At 40.6% G+C, this 16499-nt stretch carries 16 protein-coding genes; 11 read left to right on the top strand and 5 right to left on the bottom strand.

Annotation, left to right across the window (positions count from 1 at the left end; all coding sequences use genetic code 11):
- Positions 1–51: 51 nt before the first annotated feature.
- The 3 genes from ACUN24_RS19990 (at position 52) to ACUN24_RS19980 (ending at position 2367) form a co-directional block, all read left to right on the top strand.
- A complete protein-coding gene (locus ACUN24_RS19990) occupies positions 52–360 on the top strand; it encodes a hypothetical protein (RefSeq protein ID WP_445564098.1) in 309 nt (102 codons plus the stop codon).
- Positions 361–785: 425 nt separating this feature from the next.
- On the top strand, positions 786–1067 hold the full coding sequence (locus ACUN24_RS19985; protein WP_445564097.1) for a helix-turn-helix domain-containing protein: 282 nt from the start codon (positions 786–788) through the stop codon (positions 1065–1067).
- 553 nt (positions 1068–1620) lie between these two features.
- Entirely contained in the window at positions 1621–2367 is a 747-nt protein-coding gene (locus ACUN24_RS19980; protein WP_445564096.1) for a DUF421 domain-containing protein, read from the top strand.
- 464 nt (positions 2368–2831) lie between these two features.
- Here ACUN24_RS19980 and uvrA read toward each other — a convergent pair whose 3' ends face one another.
- On the bottom strand, positions 2832–5333 hold the full coding sequence (uvrA, locus tag ACUN24_RS19975) for an excinuclease ABC subunit UvrA (protein WP_445564095.1): 2502 nt from the start codon (positions 5331–5333) through the stop codon (positions 2832–2834).
- A 155-nt stretch (positions 5334–5488) separates the two neighbouring features.
- Positions 5489–5695 carry a DUF3606 domain-containing protein gene (locus ACUN24_RS19970; RefSeq protein WP_445564094.1) on the bottom strand — a complete coding sequence of 69 codons (207 nt, stop codon included), beginning with the start codon at positions 5693–5695 and terminating at the stop codon, positions 5489–5491.
- 466 nt (positions 5696–6161) lie between these two features.
- Between ACUN24_RS19970 and ACUN24_RS19965 the strand changes: the two genes are divergently transcribed.
- On the top strand, positions 6162–6773 hold the full coding sequence (locus tag ACUN24_RS19965) for a class I SAM-dependent methyltransferase (protein WP_445564093.1): 612 nt from the start codon (positions 6162–6164) through the stop codon (positions 6771–6773).
- Between the two features lie 765 nt (positions 6774–7538).
- Here ACUN24_RS19965 and ACUN24_RS19960 read toward each other — a convergent pair.
- Positions 7539–7994: a DUF1810 domain-containing protein gene (locus ACUN24_RS19960; protein ID WP_445564092.1), complete on the bottom strand. Its 456-nt coding sequence runs from the start codon at positions 7992–7994 to the stop codon at positions 7539–7541.
- 30 nt (positions 7995–8024) lie between these two features.
- Here ACUN24_RS19960 and ACUN24_RS19955 point away from each other — a divergent pair, with 30 nt between their 5' ends.
- Both ACUN24_RS19955 and ACUN24_RS19950 read left to right on the top strand, forming a co-directional pair.
- Positions 8025–8273 (top strand): hypothetical protein, encoded by a 249-nt coding sequence (locus tag ACUN24_RS19955; protein WP_445564091.1) that lies wholly within the window; start codon positions 8025–8027, stop codon positions 8271–8273.
- A 651-nt stretch (positions 8274–8924) separates the two neighbouring features.
- Positions 8925–9287 (top strand): response regulator transcription factor, encoded by a 363-nt coding sequence (locus ACUN24_RS19950; RefSeq protein ID WP_445564090.1) that lies wholly within the window; start codon positions 8925–8927, stop codon positions 9285–9287.
- A gap of 9 nt (positions 9288–9296) precedes the next feature.
- Here the strand turns inward: ACUN24_RS19950 and ACUN24_RS19945 are convergent, their stop codons facing one another.
- Positions 9297–10919, bottom strand: coding sequence for an ATP-binding protein (locus tag ACUN24_RS19945; protein ID WP_445564089.1), 1623 nt, complete (start codon positions 10917–10919; stop codon positions 9297–9299).
- A gap of 745 nt (positions 10920–11664) precedes the next feature.
- On the opposite strand from ACUN24_RS19945, the gene ACUN24_RS19940 reads away from it, so the two are divergent.
- Positions 11665–12045 (top strand): outer membrane beta-barrel protein, encoded by a 381-nt coding sequence (locus tag ACUN24_RS19940; protein ID WP_445564088.1) that lies wholly within the window; start codon positions 11665–11667, stop codon positions 12043–12045.
- Between the two features lie 256 nt (positions 12046–12301).
- Here ACUN24_RS19940 and ACUN24_RS19935 read toward each other — a convergent pair whose 3' ends face one another.
- Positions 12302–14242: an LTA synthase family protein gene (locus tag ACUN24_RS19935; protein ID WP_445564087.1), complete on the bottom strand. Its 1941-nt coding sequence runs from the start codon at positions 14240–14242 to the stop codon at positions 12302–12304.
- Positions 14243–14650: 408 nt separating this feature from the next.
- Between ACUN24_RS19935 and rpmH the strand changes: the two genes are divergently transcribed.
- The 4 genes from rpmH (at position 14651) to tsaB (ending at position 16499) form a co-directional block, all read left to right on the top strand.
- The gene (gene rpmH / locus ACUN24_RS19930; protein WP_010601723.1) at positions 14651–14809 is read left to right on the top strand and encodes a 50S ribosomal protein L34; all 159 of its coding nucleotides are present in this window, start codon (positions 14651–14653) and stop codon (positions 14807–14809) included.
- Between the two features lie 66 nt (positions 14810–14875).
- Positions 14876–15274 (top strand): ribonuclease P protein component, encoded by a 399-nt coding sequence (locus ACUN24_RS19925; protein ID WP_445564086.1) that lies wholly within the window; start codon positions 14876–14878, stop codon positions 15272–15274.
- Positions 15258–15488, top strand: coding sequence for a membrane protein insertion efficiency factor YidD (gene yidD / locus ACUN24_RS19920; protein ID WP_025142648.1), 231 nt, complete (start codon positions 15258–15260; stop codon positions 15486–15488). Before ACUN24_RS19925 ends, yidD begins: the two co-directional genes overlap by 17 nt.
- A gap of 312 nt (positions 15489–15800) precedes the next feature.
- A complete protein-coding gene (tsaB, locus tag ACUN24_RS19915) occupies positions 15801–16499 on the top strand; it encodes a tRNA (adenosine(37)-N6)-threonylcarbamoyltransferase complex dimerization subunit type 1 TsaB (protein WP_445564085.1) in 699 nt (232 codons plus the stop codon).

Below are 16499 nucleotides of genomic sequence, written 5' to 3'. Positions count from 1 at the left end.
TAGGAGGTTTGCAAGTGGTGCTGAAGATGGTAGTTTTACCTAATGAAGGTTATGGCAGTTGCTATTTTAGATGCAGAATTCAGACAGGAGCCGGCGCTGGCCAAGATCATAAACAACAGATTGCTGACAGCGGCAAAAGAACTGCAGGATTTCCATCTTGCCTGTCTTCACGGAAGAAGATCCACTGCACATTGCCTTATCATCAACCTAGCTTACAACCAGAAATACAAGATCCGTTACCTGATCATAAACGATGTCCCTGCAGATATCGAGTATCTGGTGGCGGAAAGATGTAGCCGGCTTGGTTACACCCATTACAAGAGCACGGTGAATGAGCATGATAGGGTCTTTTTATCATAAAGCCTCTGTTTCCGATCTGCCGGATTGCAAAAATTCAAGCCTGTAGGGCTAAGGCTGAATCTGACCCTTAGAAAAAATATAGGAACTTAAATTAAATACTACTATTTAAGGTTCTTATTCAACATAATACTTCACTTAACTAAATAAATAATTTAACAAAGAGCCTTTGATAGTTCTTCCATTTGTCCCTTATTCAGGGCTCACAATTAGCTCATATTCGGATCAATTAGAGCTATTTTGGCTCAAAAGTTTTCTGCTTTTCTTTGTTGTGATACATTTGGGGAGCAAAATGAACGCTTATTTTAAGTGAAATAGTATATGAATGGTATAACCATTTGATAGACTGGTATTAATATATAATAAATTTCAGATTAAAATATGCGCTTTGCGATAAATAATTATTGTACAATCTTATCATCAACAACATGGATATTTCTGAAATCGTTACAAAAGAAGATATAAAGCAGCTCAAAGAAGATATTTTTGAGGAGTTAAGAAGGAACCGGTTTTCTGGCGTAAAAGCACCTTTTAAAAAAGAATGGCTGAAAAGTTATGAAGTCTGTGGTCTACTCTCCATCTCAAAGGGAACTTTAAGCAGCTACAGACGAAGGGGTATTGTAAGGTATTCTAAGGTCGGTGGACTTATGTACTATAAATATGAGGACATAGAGGCCTTGGTACTTAAGAGGCAATGGTGTTTATCTTGATAAACTGGTTAAGTAAAGACAGAGCCTTGTTCATATTCCCTGAACTCAACAATGGTTGGTTACTCCTTATAGTGAAAGGAAGGAAATTAATACAATTCGAGATATTCATTTGAAAACAAAATCCCATTATAGTGTGATTGTTCCGTCTAATAAATAGCTGTCATCTTTGATATCTAGCATCCCCCCTCAATAGCTCCCAAATTTACAGACTTGGATGGGAGGCCTACTTTACTTTCGCTACTATCCCAAAGTCTCGCTGCCTCCGCATTCTTTCTTTAATAATTTCATTATTTCTATGTAACTTGCAGTAACAAAAACGGATTTTCGGTTAGTTATCAAGATAAAAATTAAACAAAATCTGGAGTGAAAAGCGATAAAAGAAACAGTTACCCAAATCGTAACCATCTAAAAATTGAGTGTTCTAAGTTATTGTTGTATAGGTAGTTATGGAAGTGTTTCGCTTCCTGCCATCCCGACAAAAACAGATACAAACTGTATCAAAAACCCTCTAAATGGTTCATTTAGGGGGTTTCGTTTTTTTATTCGGCATACTTTGGGCAAAGGATATCAAATAAACGGTGGTGGCCGTTGCAGAAGGTATGACTTTCATCGTATTTTTTTCGGGGACGCACCCTATGCTTTTCTGCTGGAAATTTTATTCCGTACGGTCATGATGTATGCGTACACCATCTTTTTGCTAAGGATTTTAGGTAAGCGGGGAATGGGGCAGCTTTCGACCCTGGAGCTGGCGATCATCATTAGTTTTGGCTCGGCGGTCGGAGATCCGATGATGGGTGTGGATATCCCAGTTATCCACGGCTTGGTGGTTATTACCACGGTGGCGCTGCTCCAGATCGGCATGGAGAAGGTAATCAACAGAAATAAGAAGCTGGAAAATGTCATGGAGGGACAGCCTGATTGTCTGGTGGATCAGGGTTTGATCAATCTGGAACTGCTGGAAAAGAATGAACTATCACATGAAGATTTACTGCGGTCATTGAGAACAAGCCAGGTCGATCATTTGGGTCAGATTAATAAAGCAATTTTTGAAACCTCGGGGATAATCTCGGTGTTATTTTTACCACCTAAGCAGATCCGGCCGGGCTTGAGCACAGTGCCGGAAGAAATGATCGATTGTTCTCTGTTTGCTGAGTCCGGCACCATAGCTGAGGATAAGGTACATTACAGCTGTACCAGGTGCGGTTTTACACGTCAGCATTCGGGGCTACCCCTGGGTATGTGCAAACGCTGCGGCTGTGAACGCTGGCTTACCTCGGAGTACAATCAGCATGAAAATTAGTGGATGGGCCGTCTGATCATATCGAGTAAACTTCCTTTAGTCTTTTCCAGGCGAATAGTTCTAAAAGGCGGTGTTTTCTTACTTAGCTCAGAAGTATAATCGATGTTATATTATTCATAATCAACAATATATAAGGTTATTTTCATGGTTAAATGTAAGTGAAAAACATTTTGGTTTAGATCTATTACCTTAACGGATCATCATATAGTCTGCTTTTATTGATTGATTCGAAGAAGTGTTGCCGTTAGTTTCTTTATTTATAAAGACACCGCCTTAAATTCGGTAGATCGCATGTTTGTCAATTGGTGGAAATTATTGCTGAATGCCGATATATTGGGATATCCAATCTCGGTTATATTCAGTATTTAATCATTTCCATTGCACTAATAATCCTTAGCATTTTTACATACCGGATAAAGGTAATGTAGAGATAAATTGCTGTTTGTTTTTAATTTTGTGCAATTTTATTGCTTTGCATCTTTCAGATAACGTGCTAAAAACGGGGCTGTTTTACTTTCCTTACATTTTAACAGACCACCCACATTTCCTGAATACAAAATTTTTCCTCCACTCTCTCCCGCACCAGGTCCGATATCTATTATCCAGTCACTCTCGGCGATTACCTGCATATCGTGTTCAACAACAATTACGGTATTACCCGAATCTGCGAGCTTATTAAGCTGAATCAACAGTCTTTCCACATCCGAAGGATGCAGGCCTGTTGTGGGTTCATCCAGTATATAGAGTGAGGATCCTTTCTGGCTTTTCTGCAGTTCGGTTGCCAGCTTGATACGCTGGGCCTCACCCCCGGAGAGTTCGGTTGCAGATTGCCCAAGTCTTAAGTAGCCAAGTCCGACTTCGCGGACAATATCCAGCGCCCTATAAATTACCGGATCTTCGTCAAAAAAGTTGCATGCCTGTTCTACTGTCATTTCCAGCACTTGGGCGATGTTGTGCCCTTTGTAGGTTATTTCCAGGGTTTGGGGATTGTACCGGCTGCCCTTGCAGACTGGACATGGTGTGTAAACACTGGGTAAAAACAGTAATTCAACCATGACAAAGCCTTCTCCCTGACAGTTTGGGCAGCGGCCTTTTGCTACGTTGAAGGAAAAGCGTCCGGCATCATATTTCCTTTTCTTTGCGAGCGGGGTATCTGCAAAGCGTTTGCGCACGTGGTCGAATAATCCGGTGTAGGTGGAAAGGTTTGATCTTGGTGTCCTTCCGATAGCTTTCTGATCGACCACCACCAGCCTGGTGATATGATCCAGGCCCGAGCAAATTTTTCCCCTAATCGCTGAGTTTATATGCATATCCGGGGCGTCTAGTGGCAGATCAGAAACGGAGTCCGTTTTTTGGCCAAGTGCATCCGAGATGAGTTGAACAAGTACCTGGCTTACCAGACTGCTCTTTCCCGAGCCTGAAATTCCCGTCACGCAGGTCATCACACCAATTGGAAATTCGACATTTATATTGTTCAAATTGTGCCGGGAAATTCCAGTAATAACGAGTTGGCCTGCGGGTTTTCTCTCAGCATGGTGGGTTTTTCCGGCTTTACCGAAAAGAAAGGCTGAGGTGAGTGAGCCTTTGATTTTTTTTAAGCCCTCTGGAAGACCACTGTATAGGATATATCCACCTTTTTCGCCAGCTTCCGGCCCTACGTCAACAATCCAGTCCGCATGCCGGATGACCTCTATTTCATGCTCGATAACAAAGATTGAATTTCCTGCCTCTTTTAATCTGTCCAATATTCCAAGCAGCGCCTGAGTGTCGGCCGGATGGAGCCCTGCGGAAGGCTCATCAAGGACATAAACAACACCGAAAAGGTTTGAATATACTTGGGTAGCCAATCTTAAACGCTGAAGTTCTCCCGGGGACAGAGTGGGCGTTGTGCGTTCCAGACTGAGGTAGCCCAGCCCCAGTTCCAACATCACTTCTATTCTGGAAAGGATATCCTTAGAAATCCGTTGAGTAACGATCTGCTGTTCTGATTCCATCCCTTTAGCTTGTGCGTATTTTTTAAAAATGTCAGAAAGTTGAGAAATGGGGAGCCGTGAGATTTCAGCAATATCTTTACCGTCAAAACTAACAGATAAGGATTCTTTATGGAGCCGCTTCCCATTGCATTCGGGGCATTTACTGCTGACCATAAACTGGCTTACTCTTTTTTTCATCAGCTCGGACTGACTTGAACTGAATGTTTTGAGTACATAAGGTTTGGCTCCAATGAAAGTTCCCATGTAATCAGGAGTTTTCTTGTTTTTTATAGCTTTTGCGGTTTCTTCTGGAGAATAGCCCGGATAAACCGGAACAGTTGGCGTCTCATTGGTAAAAAGGATCCAGTCCCGCTGATCCTTCGGTAATTGCTTCCAGGGAATATCTACATTGAAACCCATCGAAACCAATATGTCCCGCTGGTTCTGCCCCTGCCACGCCAATGGCCAGGAGGCCACTGCTCGTTCACGGATGGTCAGACTGTCATCCGGAACCATGGTTTTCTCCGTAACTTCAAATACACTTCCCAAGCCATGGCATTCCGGACATGCACCTTGTGGTGTATTGGGCGAAAAACCTTCTGCATAAATGATCGACTGTCCTTTCGGATAATGTCCGGCTCTTGAATAGAGCATGCGCAACAGGTTAGATAGGGTAGTAACACTTCCCACAGATGAACGGGTGCTGGTTCCGCCCCTCTGCTGTTGGAGGGCAATGGCTGGTGGTAGGCCTTCTATTGAATCTACCTCCGGAACATTCATCTGATTGAACAGTCTGCGGGCGTATGGGGAAACTGATTCCAAATAACGCCGCTGGGCTTCGGCGTATAAAGTTCCGAATGCAAGTGAAGATTTGCCGGAGCCGGAGACACCGGTAAATACCACAAGGTTATCCCTTGGTATATCGATGTCAATATCTTTGAGATTGTGCTCACGTGCGCCTCTTACCCTAATCATATTCTTGTTTTCCTGCATTTTTGTTTTTTTGTTCTCTAGTTATAAGTTAAATGGCCAAATTCTTTTGATATTTAAAATTGGCAATCCAAAAGTGGACTAAAAGATGAACTAAAAAAACAGGCCGGATCTTCGGTCCTGTTTTAATCTAATCAGGGCCCGCTTTACTGTCAGGATTAGCTGTTTTTTTTGATGTATCCAGCTACCTTTTCTCTGGAAGTGCTGCCCGAAGCATTTGCCAGTTCTTTGTACTTTGCCGGAGTGACCCCTGCCTGTTTCGCAGCATAAGCTACTTCGCTGGCATCATTGAGATCGACTTTGGAATCTTCCCTGCCATCCTGTTTACGCTTATTGTCGCTCATAGTATCAAATGTTTTCTTCATTTAACAATCTCTCTAACCTGATTGTTTAGCCATTAATAAACTGAAATTCCCCAAATTTACTCTTGATTTATCATGCTTTTTTGTTCACGTCTTTGTTTTGATTATATGTTTATAAAATTCTATCTGCATAAGTTGAAGTCGATGGATAGCTTTCAATCTCCACGTGTATTTTGTTAATAATTTACCGTGCAGTATGGTTATCTCAATGGGAAGCAATCCGTTATCTTTAATGTATAGAATCTTACGAGGAATTCAAATCAGTATCGGAATCAAAATCGGTTAGCAAAGTATGATGAAAAGGCCATTGATGATAATGGTAAATCATAAGTATCGGATAGCCCTATAGGCCAGAGTGGATCTGAAGGCAATGAATAGCTTTCTGAATAACAAATGCTAATGTTTTTGATCCGTTCTTATTATTTTGATCTTAAAGTGCAGTCATTATCTTTGTTGTTTTATTTATGATATGGGCGAGCGTATTCAGGAAATTTACGGGAATATTGATATCTATTTATTGGACCAGCTGTTAAAGGATACATATTCGGATTGTAAGGTGATCCTCGATGCAGGATGTGGTACAGGAAGGAACATCAACTACTTTCTAAGACAAGGGCTTGATGTATTTGGTATTGACAGCGATCCTCATGCAATTTATCAAATTCAAGATTTAGCTGCTAATTTTTCAAAAAAGAGCAATATGGATAAATTTTTGATATCGCCTATAGAAGAACTGCCCTTTGAGGATGGGAAATTTGATCTGGTGATCAGTATCGCAGTTCTGCATTTTGCAGAGAACCTTGAGCATTTTGAAGCTATGTTGAATTCGATGTGGAGGGTTATTAAACCAGGAGGGTATCTTTTTTGCCGTCTGGCTTCAGATATTGGTATCGAGTCGTTGGTAAGGTTTATTGGGAATGGTAGGTACATACTTCCTGATGAATCAGAACGCTTTCTTGTTAATCAGGAGATGCTGCTTAGTTTGACCAAGAAACTATCCGGAAAACTTCACGAACCGATCAAAACTACAAATGTCCAAAACATGCGAAGCATGACAACTTGGTGCGTGAGGAAAAGTTAATTTTATAAAGGGGCTGTCACTTAAGCGATGCAGATACCGACATTATCCAGCTGTTTTCTGTGCCTTTTTGAGTATTTTGATACTTAGCCATGTTGAGGGTGTCAAGTTAAGCAAAGTAGCGTGTAAACGTTGAATGGAAAAGTCTTGTTTTTTGTAAAAATTATTAGTTTTGGTTTCCACTTATGCGATAGCGTGAAACAATTCTAACACGGGGAAGTTCTTTGTCTATCAACCAGCTTTGCCGCTTAGCAAAATCATCATCCATATATTTCAATCTAAGTAAAGAGCGTATTAACGAGTGAGTTAGCGTGTGCGAAATCGTTGTTAAGATTTTCAAGGGAGTTTGAACTGTCTTTATAAATTACTCACTTTGATAAAAGCATATCCAAGATATATTGAATCAAATAGAATAATATTTGCATTACAGATTCGTTAGAAACATATGAAACATTTTGTATTTTTCATCGCTTTTACGCTAAGCCTGTCTGTAGCCTTTGCGCAGCAAATGCGTCCTGACTGTTCCTGCCCGGAAGGAAGTATTGCAGCCACATTCGATGTGGGGCATCATCATTAAACTTTAAGACTGGTCATGTTAGCCTGCGTATAAAAATACAACGCTTCATAAAACGACTAAAGCCGTAGAATATGGTTAGGATACCTTTAGGGATTTAGCAGGAAAGTATAATGGTATAGCGCAATGGTGCGGCCTGCCACAGATACCCAAAATTTTTACGAAATAATGCAGTATAGAAATGCCAGCGGCCGTCAACCATAAGCCTGTAGCTCCAGAATCCGTTGTGTTTTTGAATCTTTTTCACCCGAAAAAAATTGATCCAGCACCTGCTGAAACACAAAAGGCGCATTCCGTACGGCAGCAAACAAGCTCATGCATGAGCGTAGTTTCAAATCATCGGGACTGCCAAAAATCTCCTTTGCACTAAGCTCCGTGTGGGTTAATAGTCTTTTCGAAATCTCTATTAACCTGGTTCCAAGCACCGGATGAGCTAAATAATCAGCTGCCTGTTTAAGATCGCGGATAGCATAGTGTTTTGCGGTATCGGAAAATCCAAGCCCCTGGATCTGTGGAAATATGTACCACATCCAATGCGATTGCTTTCTGCCTCTGCTGATTTCGTTTAGCGCCGTTGCGTAATCCTGCTCTTGCGCAACAATGAATTTTTCCAGTTCGAGATTTTCTTCTTTGTCGATCGTATTTTCCATAACAAATTATAAGCTAGTATTATGCTAACCGTGACTAGTGCAAAATGGTTTTCGAAACCAGGTAAAACAGCAATTTCGCTAACACACTCAACAACAAATACTATGGAAAACTATCAGATCAGTATAAGTTGGGATAAAAAGACCCATCATTTTGAGGTTGGCGAATACCTGCACCAGAATGGAGAAAGCTGCAAGGTAAGGTATTTCAACAGGGTAAATTGGTCGCTAGCTTTGAGTCTGATCCATACAATTACCTGCCCCTCTGCAATGGACGACTGAAGACCAGGCGCTACAGGAGTATCTTTATGACATTGCAGCAGCACTTTCCGAAGCATTTTCCAGAAAGGCTTTCCTTCACTGCTCCAGGGCGCTTATGGTGAAATCATCCAAACCGAATGGAAAAGCAGCGAAATACTCGAAGTCATAATAAGCCCAACCGCTGACCTGGAGATATTCAACACATTTCTAAAAGGTGAGGTGCACAACCTGGTGGACTTTGAAGAGCACTTGGATCTAATAGTCAAAAAGAATGATGATGCCTACTTTGAAATAATAGGGGTCAATTGATCATATAAAAATCGATATTATACCTTGGTACAACGGAGATTACTCACCATCCTATAAAAACAAGCCCAATTTCCTCAGAGGAAAATGGGGCATTAAAATAGCCATTGCCTATACTGCGGATGAAAGGTTGTTTCGTGACCCAAGAGTCCAAATACTGCTTAAGGCGGTTTGATGTACCTGCTGCCTATAGCAATGAACTTCCAGCTTTCTGAAACAGCAACATTAGATCAGCGTAGCGGGTATTCATATTCCGTTATTTCAAATTATTTTAGTTTGGTCAGTTTGAATTATAATTATATTTTTATAACCATGAAATGGCGTCTTTTAGAACCGCCCGGCTAAAGCAAAATAGTGATTGACCGTATGGCAAAAAGAATATACGTCCTGGAGGATGATAAGGATATTAGCGAAATTGTTCAAATGGTGCTCGAAATGGAAGGTCACCAGGTAACCTGCTTCGCCGATGTCAGCAAATTTAATGCAGGGAAAGCAGACGGGGTACCAGATCTTTACTTGCTTGATATTATGTTACCCGATGGCAATGGACTCGAGGTTAGGGCTTCATTAGCTAACGACCCGGCAACCGCACACATTCCTGTTTTAATCATGAGCGCCCATACCAATGTTGCTGAAGTCTCTAACTGGCCCGGCGAAAAGCATTTTATCGCCAAACCCTTCGATATCTACAAGCTCACTGAAAAAATAGCATCGCTGTTTAAAGGGTAACGAATCTTTTTATTGATCGGATAAAGGAGCAGTGAACCAAAAGCAGGCTCCCTGACCCGGTACCGAGTCTACACCAATCTCGCCCCCATGTCTTCGTATAATGTCTGCACTGATGTATAAGCCCAGTCCCAGGCCAGAATAGTGAAGGCTTTTGTAATCTGCGCGGTAATACCGGTCAAAAAGATGTGGTATCTTTTCAATGTCGATGCCCCTTCCCTGGTCTTCCACGGAAATCTTTGCCATTCCATCCTGGATAGAAATATTGATTTTGATAACCCTGGACTCTGGTGCATATTTAACAGCATTATTGATAAGGTTAACCACCACCTGGCTTATCCTTTCCTGGTCAGCATACATCCGCAAACTGCAATCGCCTGTTATCTTCAGCCGATACTCGCCAGCTAGCCGCAACTGCTGGCAGCATTCATCAATCATTTCATAAATAATGAAAGCCTTTTTGTTCAGTCTTAGTGCTCCAATATTGATATTGTTCACGTCGAGCAGACTTCCGACGAGACTATTGAGCCGCTCCATGCTTTTATTTGCCTGCTCAATAAGCTTGGGGAGGATTGGCGAAGCAAGATTATCTTTCATTTTTTTCATTAACTGGAGCGATGCGCCCAGACTTGTAATAGGTGTTTTCAGTTCATGGCTGGCGATACTGATGAAATCATCTTTTTCCTTCATGAGTTTCCGCCTGGCGGTCACATCAATAAAGGTGCAGACTCCTCCGGAAAGTTCATTCTGGTCGCTGAACAAAGGTACGGCGTTAACCGAGATGTAAAAAGTATTCTTTCCAGGTCTGGCAACGCCAATTTCCCGATCGTAAACCGGGGCACCCGTTTTAAGCATGGTGTACATGGGGTGCTCATCTATGGGGAGCGCCGATCCGTCAAGGCGAAGATTTATCCAAAGTGAGTCGTTATATGATCGGCTTTGCATTTGCAACAGGTTTACGCCGAAAATCTGCTCGGCCATCTGGTTGATGTAGGTGGTGGTCCCGTTTTCATTAACAATGCATACTCCATCGGCCATTGTATCTAAAATACAACGCAGGCGGGCTTCGCTGGCAATGAGCCTATCCTGGATAGACTTTTGCTGATTATTGTATTCCAGGTTTTCCAGCCTAAGTTCCAGTTGCTCATTAACAATTCTCGCCAATCCTTCTAGCAGACTTACCTCATGCCCTGTAAAATCGCGTACCACACGGCTAACCAGGCACATCGTTCCGACGATATAGCCATCGTTACTTAAGATAGGCGCGCCGGCATAAGCCCTAAGCCCGAATTCTCCGTAAACATAAGGGTGTCCTGCAAGCCTTTCATCCAACAGGGCATTGGGAATAACTGTCGAGCTGCCATTTAATACCGTGATGGCACAAAGGCTAATCGACCGGTCAACTTTGATAACCTGTTCACCAAGCCCCATACTGGATTTAACCAGCTCATTCTCCTCATCAAGGAATGAAATGTGAGCAATCGAAACATTAAACATATTACAGGCTAGTTCGCAAATTCTATCGAATACCGGTTCAGGTTCATCGTTAAAAACTTGGTACCTCCTCAATGCTGCAACCCGCTGTTCGTCATTATCAGGGAAAAGGTTGTCTATGGCGTGTTTGTAAGTGTTCACTTTCTAAATTTGGTATAAGTTATATAAAAACAAGATTTTTTCAAAAGATAATCATCAAATCAAAGTCTTTAGTTACTGCCGAAAATAAGCTGGACATCGATTGCGTGCATTTGTGGTTAAAAACCTTAAGGGGAGGGGAGTGAGGCTCATTTTGCAATGACGGATTCTGTTTGGGTTCTTCTTGGCTGATCACTTTTGACAAGGAATTTCATGCGTTTTGGTTCTAAAAAAAGGGATAACCAAATTAATGGTTACACCAATCTAAATTTGCAGCTGTTGAACTTAAAGTAGATGCAACCCCTATGGAGGATTTCATTCCACAGCTCTTTAATGATGTTTTGGGGTTGTCAGAAAAGAACCTGCACGCTTCAGTTATTCTTTCTATGGGCTATAGGGATACTGCAAACGATTATCTCGCTTTGATGCCGAAAGTTCGTTTGCCAATTAATGACTACCATTAAAATAAAATAATAAAATAACCTTCAGCGACATGGACATGCGTTTAAATTCACACTGAAGGTTATCATTTGGTATTTATTACTTAAAAGATGCATTTCACCCGGTAAATAATCACTTTACTCATATCTAGTCTTATTCATCGTAACAGTATTGGTCTAGAGCTGGTACATGTTGGTGAGAGGAAGCTTAAAGATTATGGTTAAACATATTTGGTCTTAAAGTATTATCACATCAGGAATGATTATCGGCAACGATTACTTTTCTGGAGAATTGTTTCAGGGCAAACTTGACCAGGGCAAATGGCGCTACCAGTTCTCCAGCAGTTAGCCTGTTTAGCAAATACCAGTTCCAGTTAAGCGGTCGATATACTTCTGCTTCGCAAAACCGGATCTATCAGCAACCAAGCAGCGCCAATGCCAGCGCAAGTATCAGACGTAAACTTTTCAATGATCAGGCTTCACTACGGATCGGTATCAGTGATATCTTTAAAACTCAGCGTCAATATACAAGCGTTAACTTCGGTAGTTTACAGTATACTGATTTCGGTACTTTCGAGAGCTGCCGTGTTTCCCTGGGTTTCAATTGGCGATTTGGCAATACAAAGATCCGACAGACCGAAGAACGACGCCGCGGTGATGCTGATGAAAAGGGAAGGAGCGGCAGTTAATCGATGGGATCACTCGTCAAGATAAAAGCGAGTGTGTTGGTACATCACTTTTATCTACTTCTAAAAAGCCCACAAATAGCTGTCAATTTTACACAACGGGGTTGGCTCCTCAGTTCGAATGTTATGAGATTTGGAGAGATGCTTGAATGAAATATGCTCTACGCTTATTTGCCCGGCAAGTTGTTCTCTACTCATCGATTTGCCTTTATCTCTTTCCAGATCAGCAACCCAATATTTATGCTCATGGTAAAATTTATCAGGGTTTCTTTTTAGACTCAAATCCGTACAAACGATTTTGATAAAGGTACGATGCCATTTGATAATTTGATATGGCTTCGTTAATCAACTTCTGGTCTGCTGGTATGGCTATGGCGTTTCCAGTAGTGAAATCGGGCTTATATGTAGCTGCTTTTTTATTCGGGTCGAGAATAACCAAGGTACTGTTTTTAATGTAACCCAAACTCTGGTAAGTGCTTATAAAAGCTCTTTCATCACTATCTTTCATTTTAAACACATCCTGACCAAAAAACTTACTGTTGTAACTGAAATTCAGGTAACCGAGAATAGTTGGGCCGATATCAATCTGTGCGGTAAGTTTCCCGAATTTGCCTGGTGCGATGTGCCCCGGGCTATAAAAAATCATTGGAATATGATATTTATCTACTGGTAGCTGTACTTTACCAGCACTCGAAGCACAGTGATCAGCAACAATAACAAACAAGGTATTCGAAAACCATGGTTTCTGTTTTGCTTCGCGAATAAACTTGCCGATAGCGTAGTCAGTATATTTAACCGCACCTTCTCTGCCTGTGTGCGAGGGAATATCAATCCTCCCTTCGGGGTAAGTATATGGACGGTGGTTCGAAACCGTCATAATCTGTGCAAAGAAGGGTTTCTTGTCTTTATAATCTTTATCCAGTTCCCGTAACGAAAGCGTAAATAAATCTTCATCGGCTACACCCCAGATATTCGAATAATGAATTTCTGAATCCTGAAGTGCACTTCTGTCCGTTACCTGATAACCATTATTAGAAAAAAACTCGTTCATATTATCGAAATACCCATAACCACCATAAATAAACCTGCTGTTGTAGCCTTTAGACCGAAATACGCTCCCCAAAGTAAACAGGTTTTTATTATCAGGACGTTTTACAATGGATTGGCCTGGTGTAGGTGGGATACAAAGCGACAGTGCTTCTAAACCACGTACTGTACGCGTTCCCGAGGCATACAGGTTATTGAAAAGCAGACCTTGTTTGGCGAGGGAGTCGAGTTGGGGTGTAATATGCTGTGTATTACCAAATGCACCCAGAAATTCAGCGCTTAAACTCTCTACGCTGATCAGTACCACATTCATTTTGTTGTCAGTACCAGCGTTACTGATGGTTCTGGACGTATTTTTAAATACTCCTTTGTTAATAGTATCCTGTTGAAGCAAATGGCTTAAAATGGTTTCTGCATCTTTGATCGGAAGCGTTTTATAAAAAGTATTATAGTCCAGTTGATTATTCCAGAAAGCAAATCCGAAATCGTACATGCCGTTGCCCGAAAGCTCATTTACATATTGGTTTTTGCTCAGGTATTTTAATTTATGGCTTACACCAAAATAAGTAAACACTGGCAGGCACAAAAGAACCAAAGCAATTTTGGTGCGTTTACCAAAACCAATTGTATTGGTGGTAGATATGGTGATGGACTTTCTTAAGAAGAAAATAATTAACAAGGTTACTATAACCAAGCCTACCATAATGCTGTTTATTGGGTACGATTGGCGGATATTTCCAATAACTTCTGTGGTGTACACCAGATAATCGACCGCTATAAAGTTGTAACGGACCGAAAACTCTTCCCAAAAGAACCATTCTGAAATGGCATTGAAGATAAGGGTGAAAACAACAAAGAAAAAGTAGATGAATAATAATATCCTGTTGAATTTGCTGACGTACCATTTTGATGGGAGCAACCATAGGTAAATTACAATGGGAATTACCGCAAAAGACGCAGCAGCAAGGTCGTAAAATAATCCAATAATTAAAATTTTAAGGAGATTCAAGATCGACCAATCAACAGCAGATGCACTATAAATTAACAGGGCCACTCTGGTAATCAATGAAATGCTACACAATAGTGCGATAACTAAAAAGACTGGTCCAAACCTATGGCGTTGTACCCTATTTATTTTTTCTTTAATGCTCATAATTAATTGATGGATCCAAAGCTTGAATTTTACTTGCCAGGTATTAAGTAATTTGGCGAAGGTAGTTTTCAATTCTGAAGAAATCCTGAAGGTTTGGTTAGGCTTAAAGGTATTATTAAAGTATTATACTTAATAATTTATTAATCCTATGTTAATAAATGGTGTAGGTTACTGCTTAAAGATTAGATTAGCAGGTAATTTCTTTCTATCACATTAAATTGGATATTCCGTTCCGTAAGAACGTTTTGTGAAGAATAGATATTTATAAATGGTCCAATAACCTCATTTTTCAAAAGATTTTCTACATTTGCATTTAAATAGAAAAAATAATAATTAATCACTCTTGCATTTGTAGAGAAATCGCTTTATATTTGCACCTCTTAATTTTACAATAGATAATATACAGTCATGAAAAGAACATACCAACCTTCGCAAAGAAAGAGAAGAAACAAACACGGCTTCCGCGAAAGAATGGCAACAGCTAACGGCAGACGAGTATTAGCATCACGTCGTGCTAAAGGAAGAAAAAGATTAACAGTTTCTGACGAACGCAAGCATAAAGCATAATTTTTGATTGCTTTTCCGTTAATTCGGAATCGGCAGATCAAAATCTGCAATTATCAATCAAAATATATGTACACATTCAGAAAAGAAGAACGGTTATGCAGCAGGAAACATTTAGACCTGTTGTTTAAAAACGGTTCTTCTTTTTTATTATATCCTTTTCGGATTTCTTATCTTTTTGTTGATGCACTTGCTAATGTACAAGCACAGGTGGTGATCAATGTTCCTAAAAGAAGATATAAACGGGCAGTAGACCGCAATCTGCTCAAGCGCCGTATACGCGAAGCTTATCGCCTAAATAAACAAGATAAATTATATATGCCCTTACCTACGGATCGGGGATTACTTTTGTTTTCCATCCAGTTTGTAGGGAAAGATAAGTATGAATTTGCTTTTATCGAGAAAAAACTGATTGCTACCTTTAAGCGTTTCCAAAATTTAATCCAGCCCAATGAAATTCATCAATAAAATTTTTGGATGGTTTTTTTTAGGTTTGATCAAAATTTATCAATACGCCATTTCACCTATGCTTGGCGCAAACTGCCGCTTTACACCAACCTGCTCCCAGTATGGGATAGAGGCCATTAAAAAACATGGCCCGTTTAAAGGTGGCTGGCTGGCGCTGAAACGTATTGGCCGTTGTCATCCCTGGGGTAAACATGGGCACGATCCGGTTCCATAGGAGCGTTCACTGGTTCATTAGTCATTAGTTCATTTGTTACCACCCCTGACTGGTTATTGATTCATTAACCATTTGATTATTGGTTAATGTGGACGTCATTTCGATCCGATAGAATACGAGTTGGGAATGACGATCTCTCGAAGCCTTTCATTAGTCAAAATTTCTGTTATTCATAAGATTTTTATACAAAAAATCATCCCTCAGGATGATCCTACGCAAGCGATAATTGACTATAGACTTCGGACTAAAGACTGCGGACTAGCAGTTTCCATAATCCCTCTTACATCTTCCATTTTTACTTATCTTTGCCTCATGGCTAAAATACTTCAAATAGAAACCGCTACGGCAATCTGTTCTGTGGCATTATCTGTTAACGGCAAAACAATTTCATTTAAAGAAGAGCAAGGACAAAACCTGCACGCAGCAAATTTAACCTTGTTTATTGATGAGGTAGTTAAAACTGCAGGACTAAGCTATCAGGAATTGGATGCCATTGCCGTAAGTAAAGGCCCTGGATCTTATACCGGATTGAGAATTGGCGTTTCTACTGCTAAAGGACTTTGTTATGCCTTAGATAAACCCCTGATTGCAATTGAAACATTAGAAATGATGGCTGCCGGTTACTTAGCGGAGAACCCGGATTATTCTGGTTTAATTTGCCCGATGATTGATGCCCGTAGAATGGAAGTGTACACCTCAATTTTCGACCTGTCATTAAACGTAATGATGCCAACTGAAGCTAAAATTATTGATGAAACAAGTTTTGCCGATTATCTCACACAGGAAACGCTTACTCTTATTGGTGATGGCGCAGCCAAGTGTGCTGAAATTTTAACATATCAAAATGCAAAATTCGATGGAGCCAACTTCAATTCTGCAACATATATGTCGCGTTTAGCTAACGAAGCTTTCGGCAATAGTAATTTTGAAGACGTAGCTTATTTCGAACCCTTTTACCTTAAAGATTTTGTAGTTACCCAATCTAAAAAAAAGCAACTAGCACAAGGTTAA

The organism is Pedobacter sp. WC2501, from assembly GCF_052682415.1.
The sequence above is the reverse complement of the archived record's forward strand: the minus strand, read 5'-3'. Positions and strand labels throughout refer to the sequence as shown.

What these genes read in the sequence shown, in the direction of transcription:
- ACUN24_RS19990 (WP_445564098.1), top strand. Translation starts at nt 52, where the DNA reads ATGGCAGTTGCTATTTTAGATGCAGAATTCAGACAGGAGCCGGCGCTG.
- ACUN24_RS19985 (WP_445564097.1), top strand. Translation starts at nt 786, where the DNA reads ATGGATATTTCTGAAATCGTTACAAAAGAAGATATAAAGCAGCTCAAA.
- uvrA (WP_445564095.1), bottom strand. Translation starts at nt 5,333, where the DNA reads ATGCAGGAAAACAAGAATATGATTAGGGTAAGAGGCGCACGTGAGCAC.
- ACUN24_RS19970 (WP_445564094.1), bottom strand. Translation starts at nt 5,695, where the DNA reads ATGAAGAAAACATTTGATACTATGAGCGACAATAAGCGTAAACAGGAT.
- ACUN24_RS19965 (WP_445564093.1), top strand. Translation starts at nt 6,162, where the DNA reads ATGGGCGAGCGTATTCAGGAAATTTACGGGAATATTGATATCTATTTA.
- ACUN24_RS19960 (WP_445564092.1), bottom strand. Translation starts at nt 7,994, where the DNA reads ATGGAAAATACGATCGACAAAGAAGAAAATCTCGAACTGGAAAAATTC.
- ACUN24_RS19950 (WP_445564090.1), top strand. Translation starts at nt 8,925, where the DNA reads ATGGCAAAAAGAATATACGTCCTGGAGGATGATAAGGATATTAGCGAA.
- ACUN24_RS19935 (WP_445564087.1), bottom strand. Translation starts at nt 14,242, where the DNA reads ATGAGCATTAAAGAAAAAATAAATAGGGTACAACGCCATAGGTTTGGA.
- rpmH (WP_010601723.1), top strand. Translation starts at nt 14,651, where the DNA reads ATGAAAAGAACATACCAACCTTCGCAAAGAAAGAGAAGAAACAAACAC.
- ACUN24_RS19925 (WP_445564086.1), top strand. Translation starts at nt 14,876, where the DNA reads ATGTACACATTCAGAAAAGAAGAACGGTTATGCAGCAGGAAACATTTA.
- yidD (WP_025142648.1), top strand. Translation starts at nt 15,258, where the DNA reads ATGAAATTCATCAATAAAATTTTTGGATGGTTTTTTTTAGGTTTGATC.
- tsaB (WP_445564085.1), top strand. Translation starts at nt 15,801, where the DNA reads ATGGCTAAAATACTTCAAATAGAAACCGCTACGGCAATCTGTTCTGTG.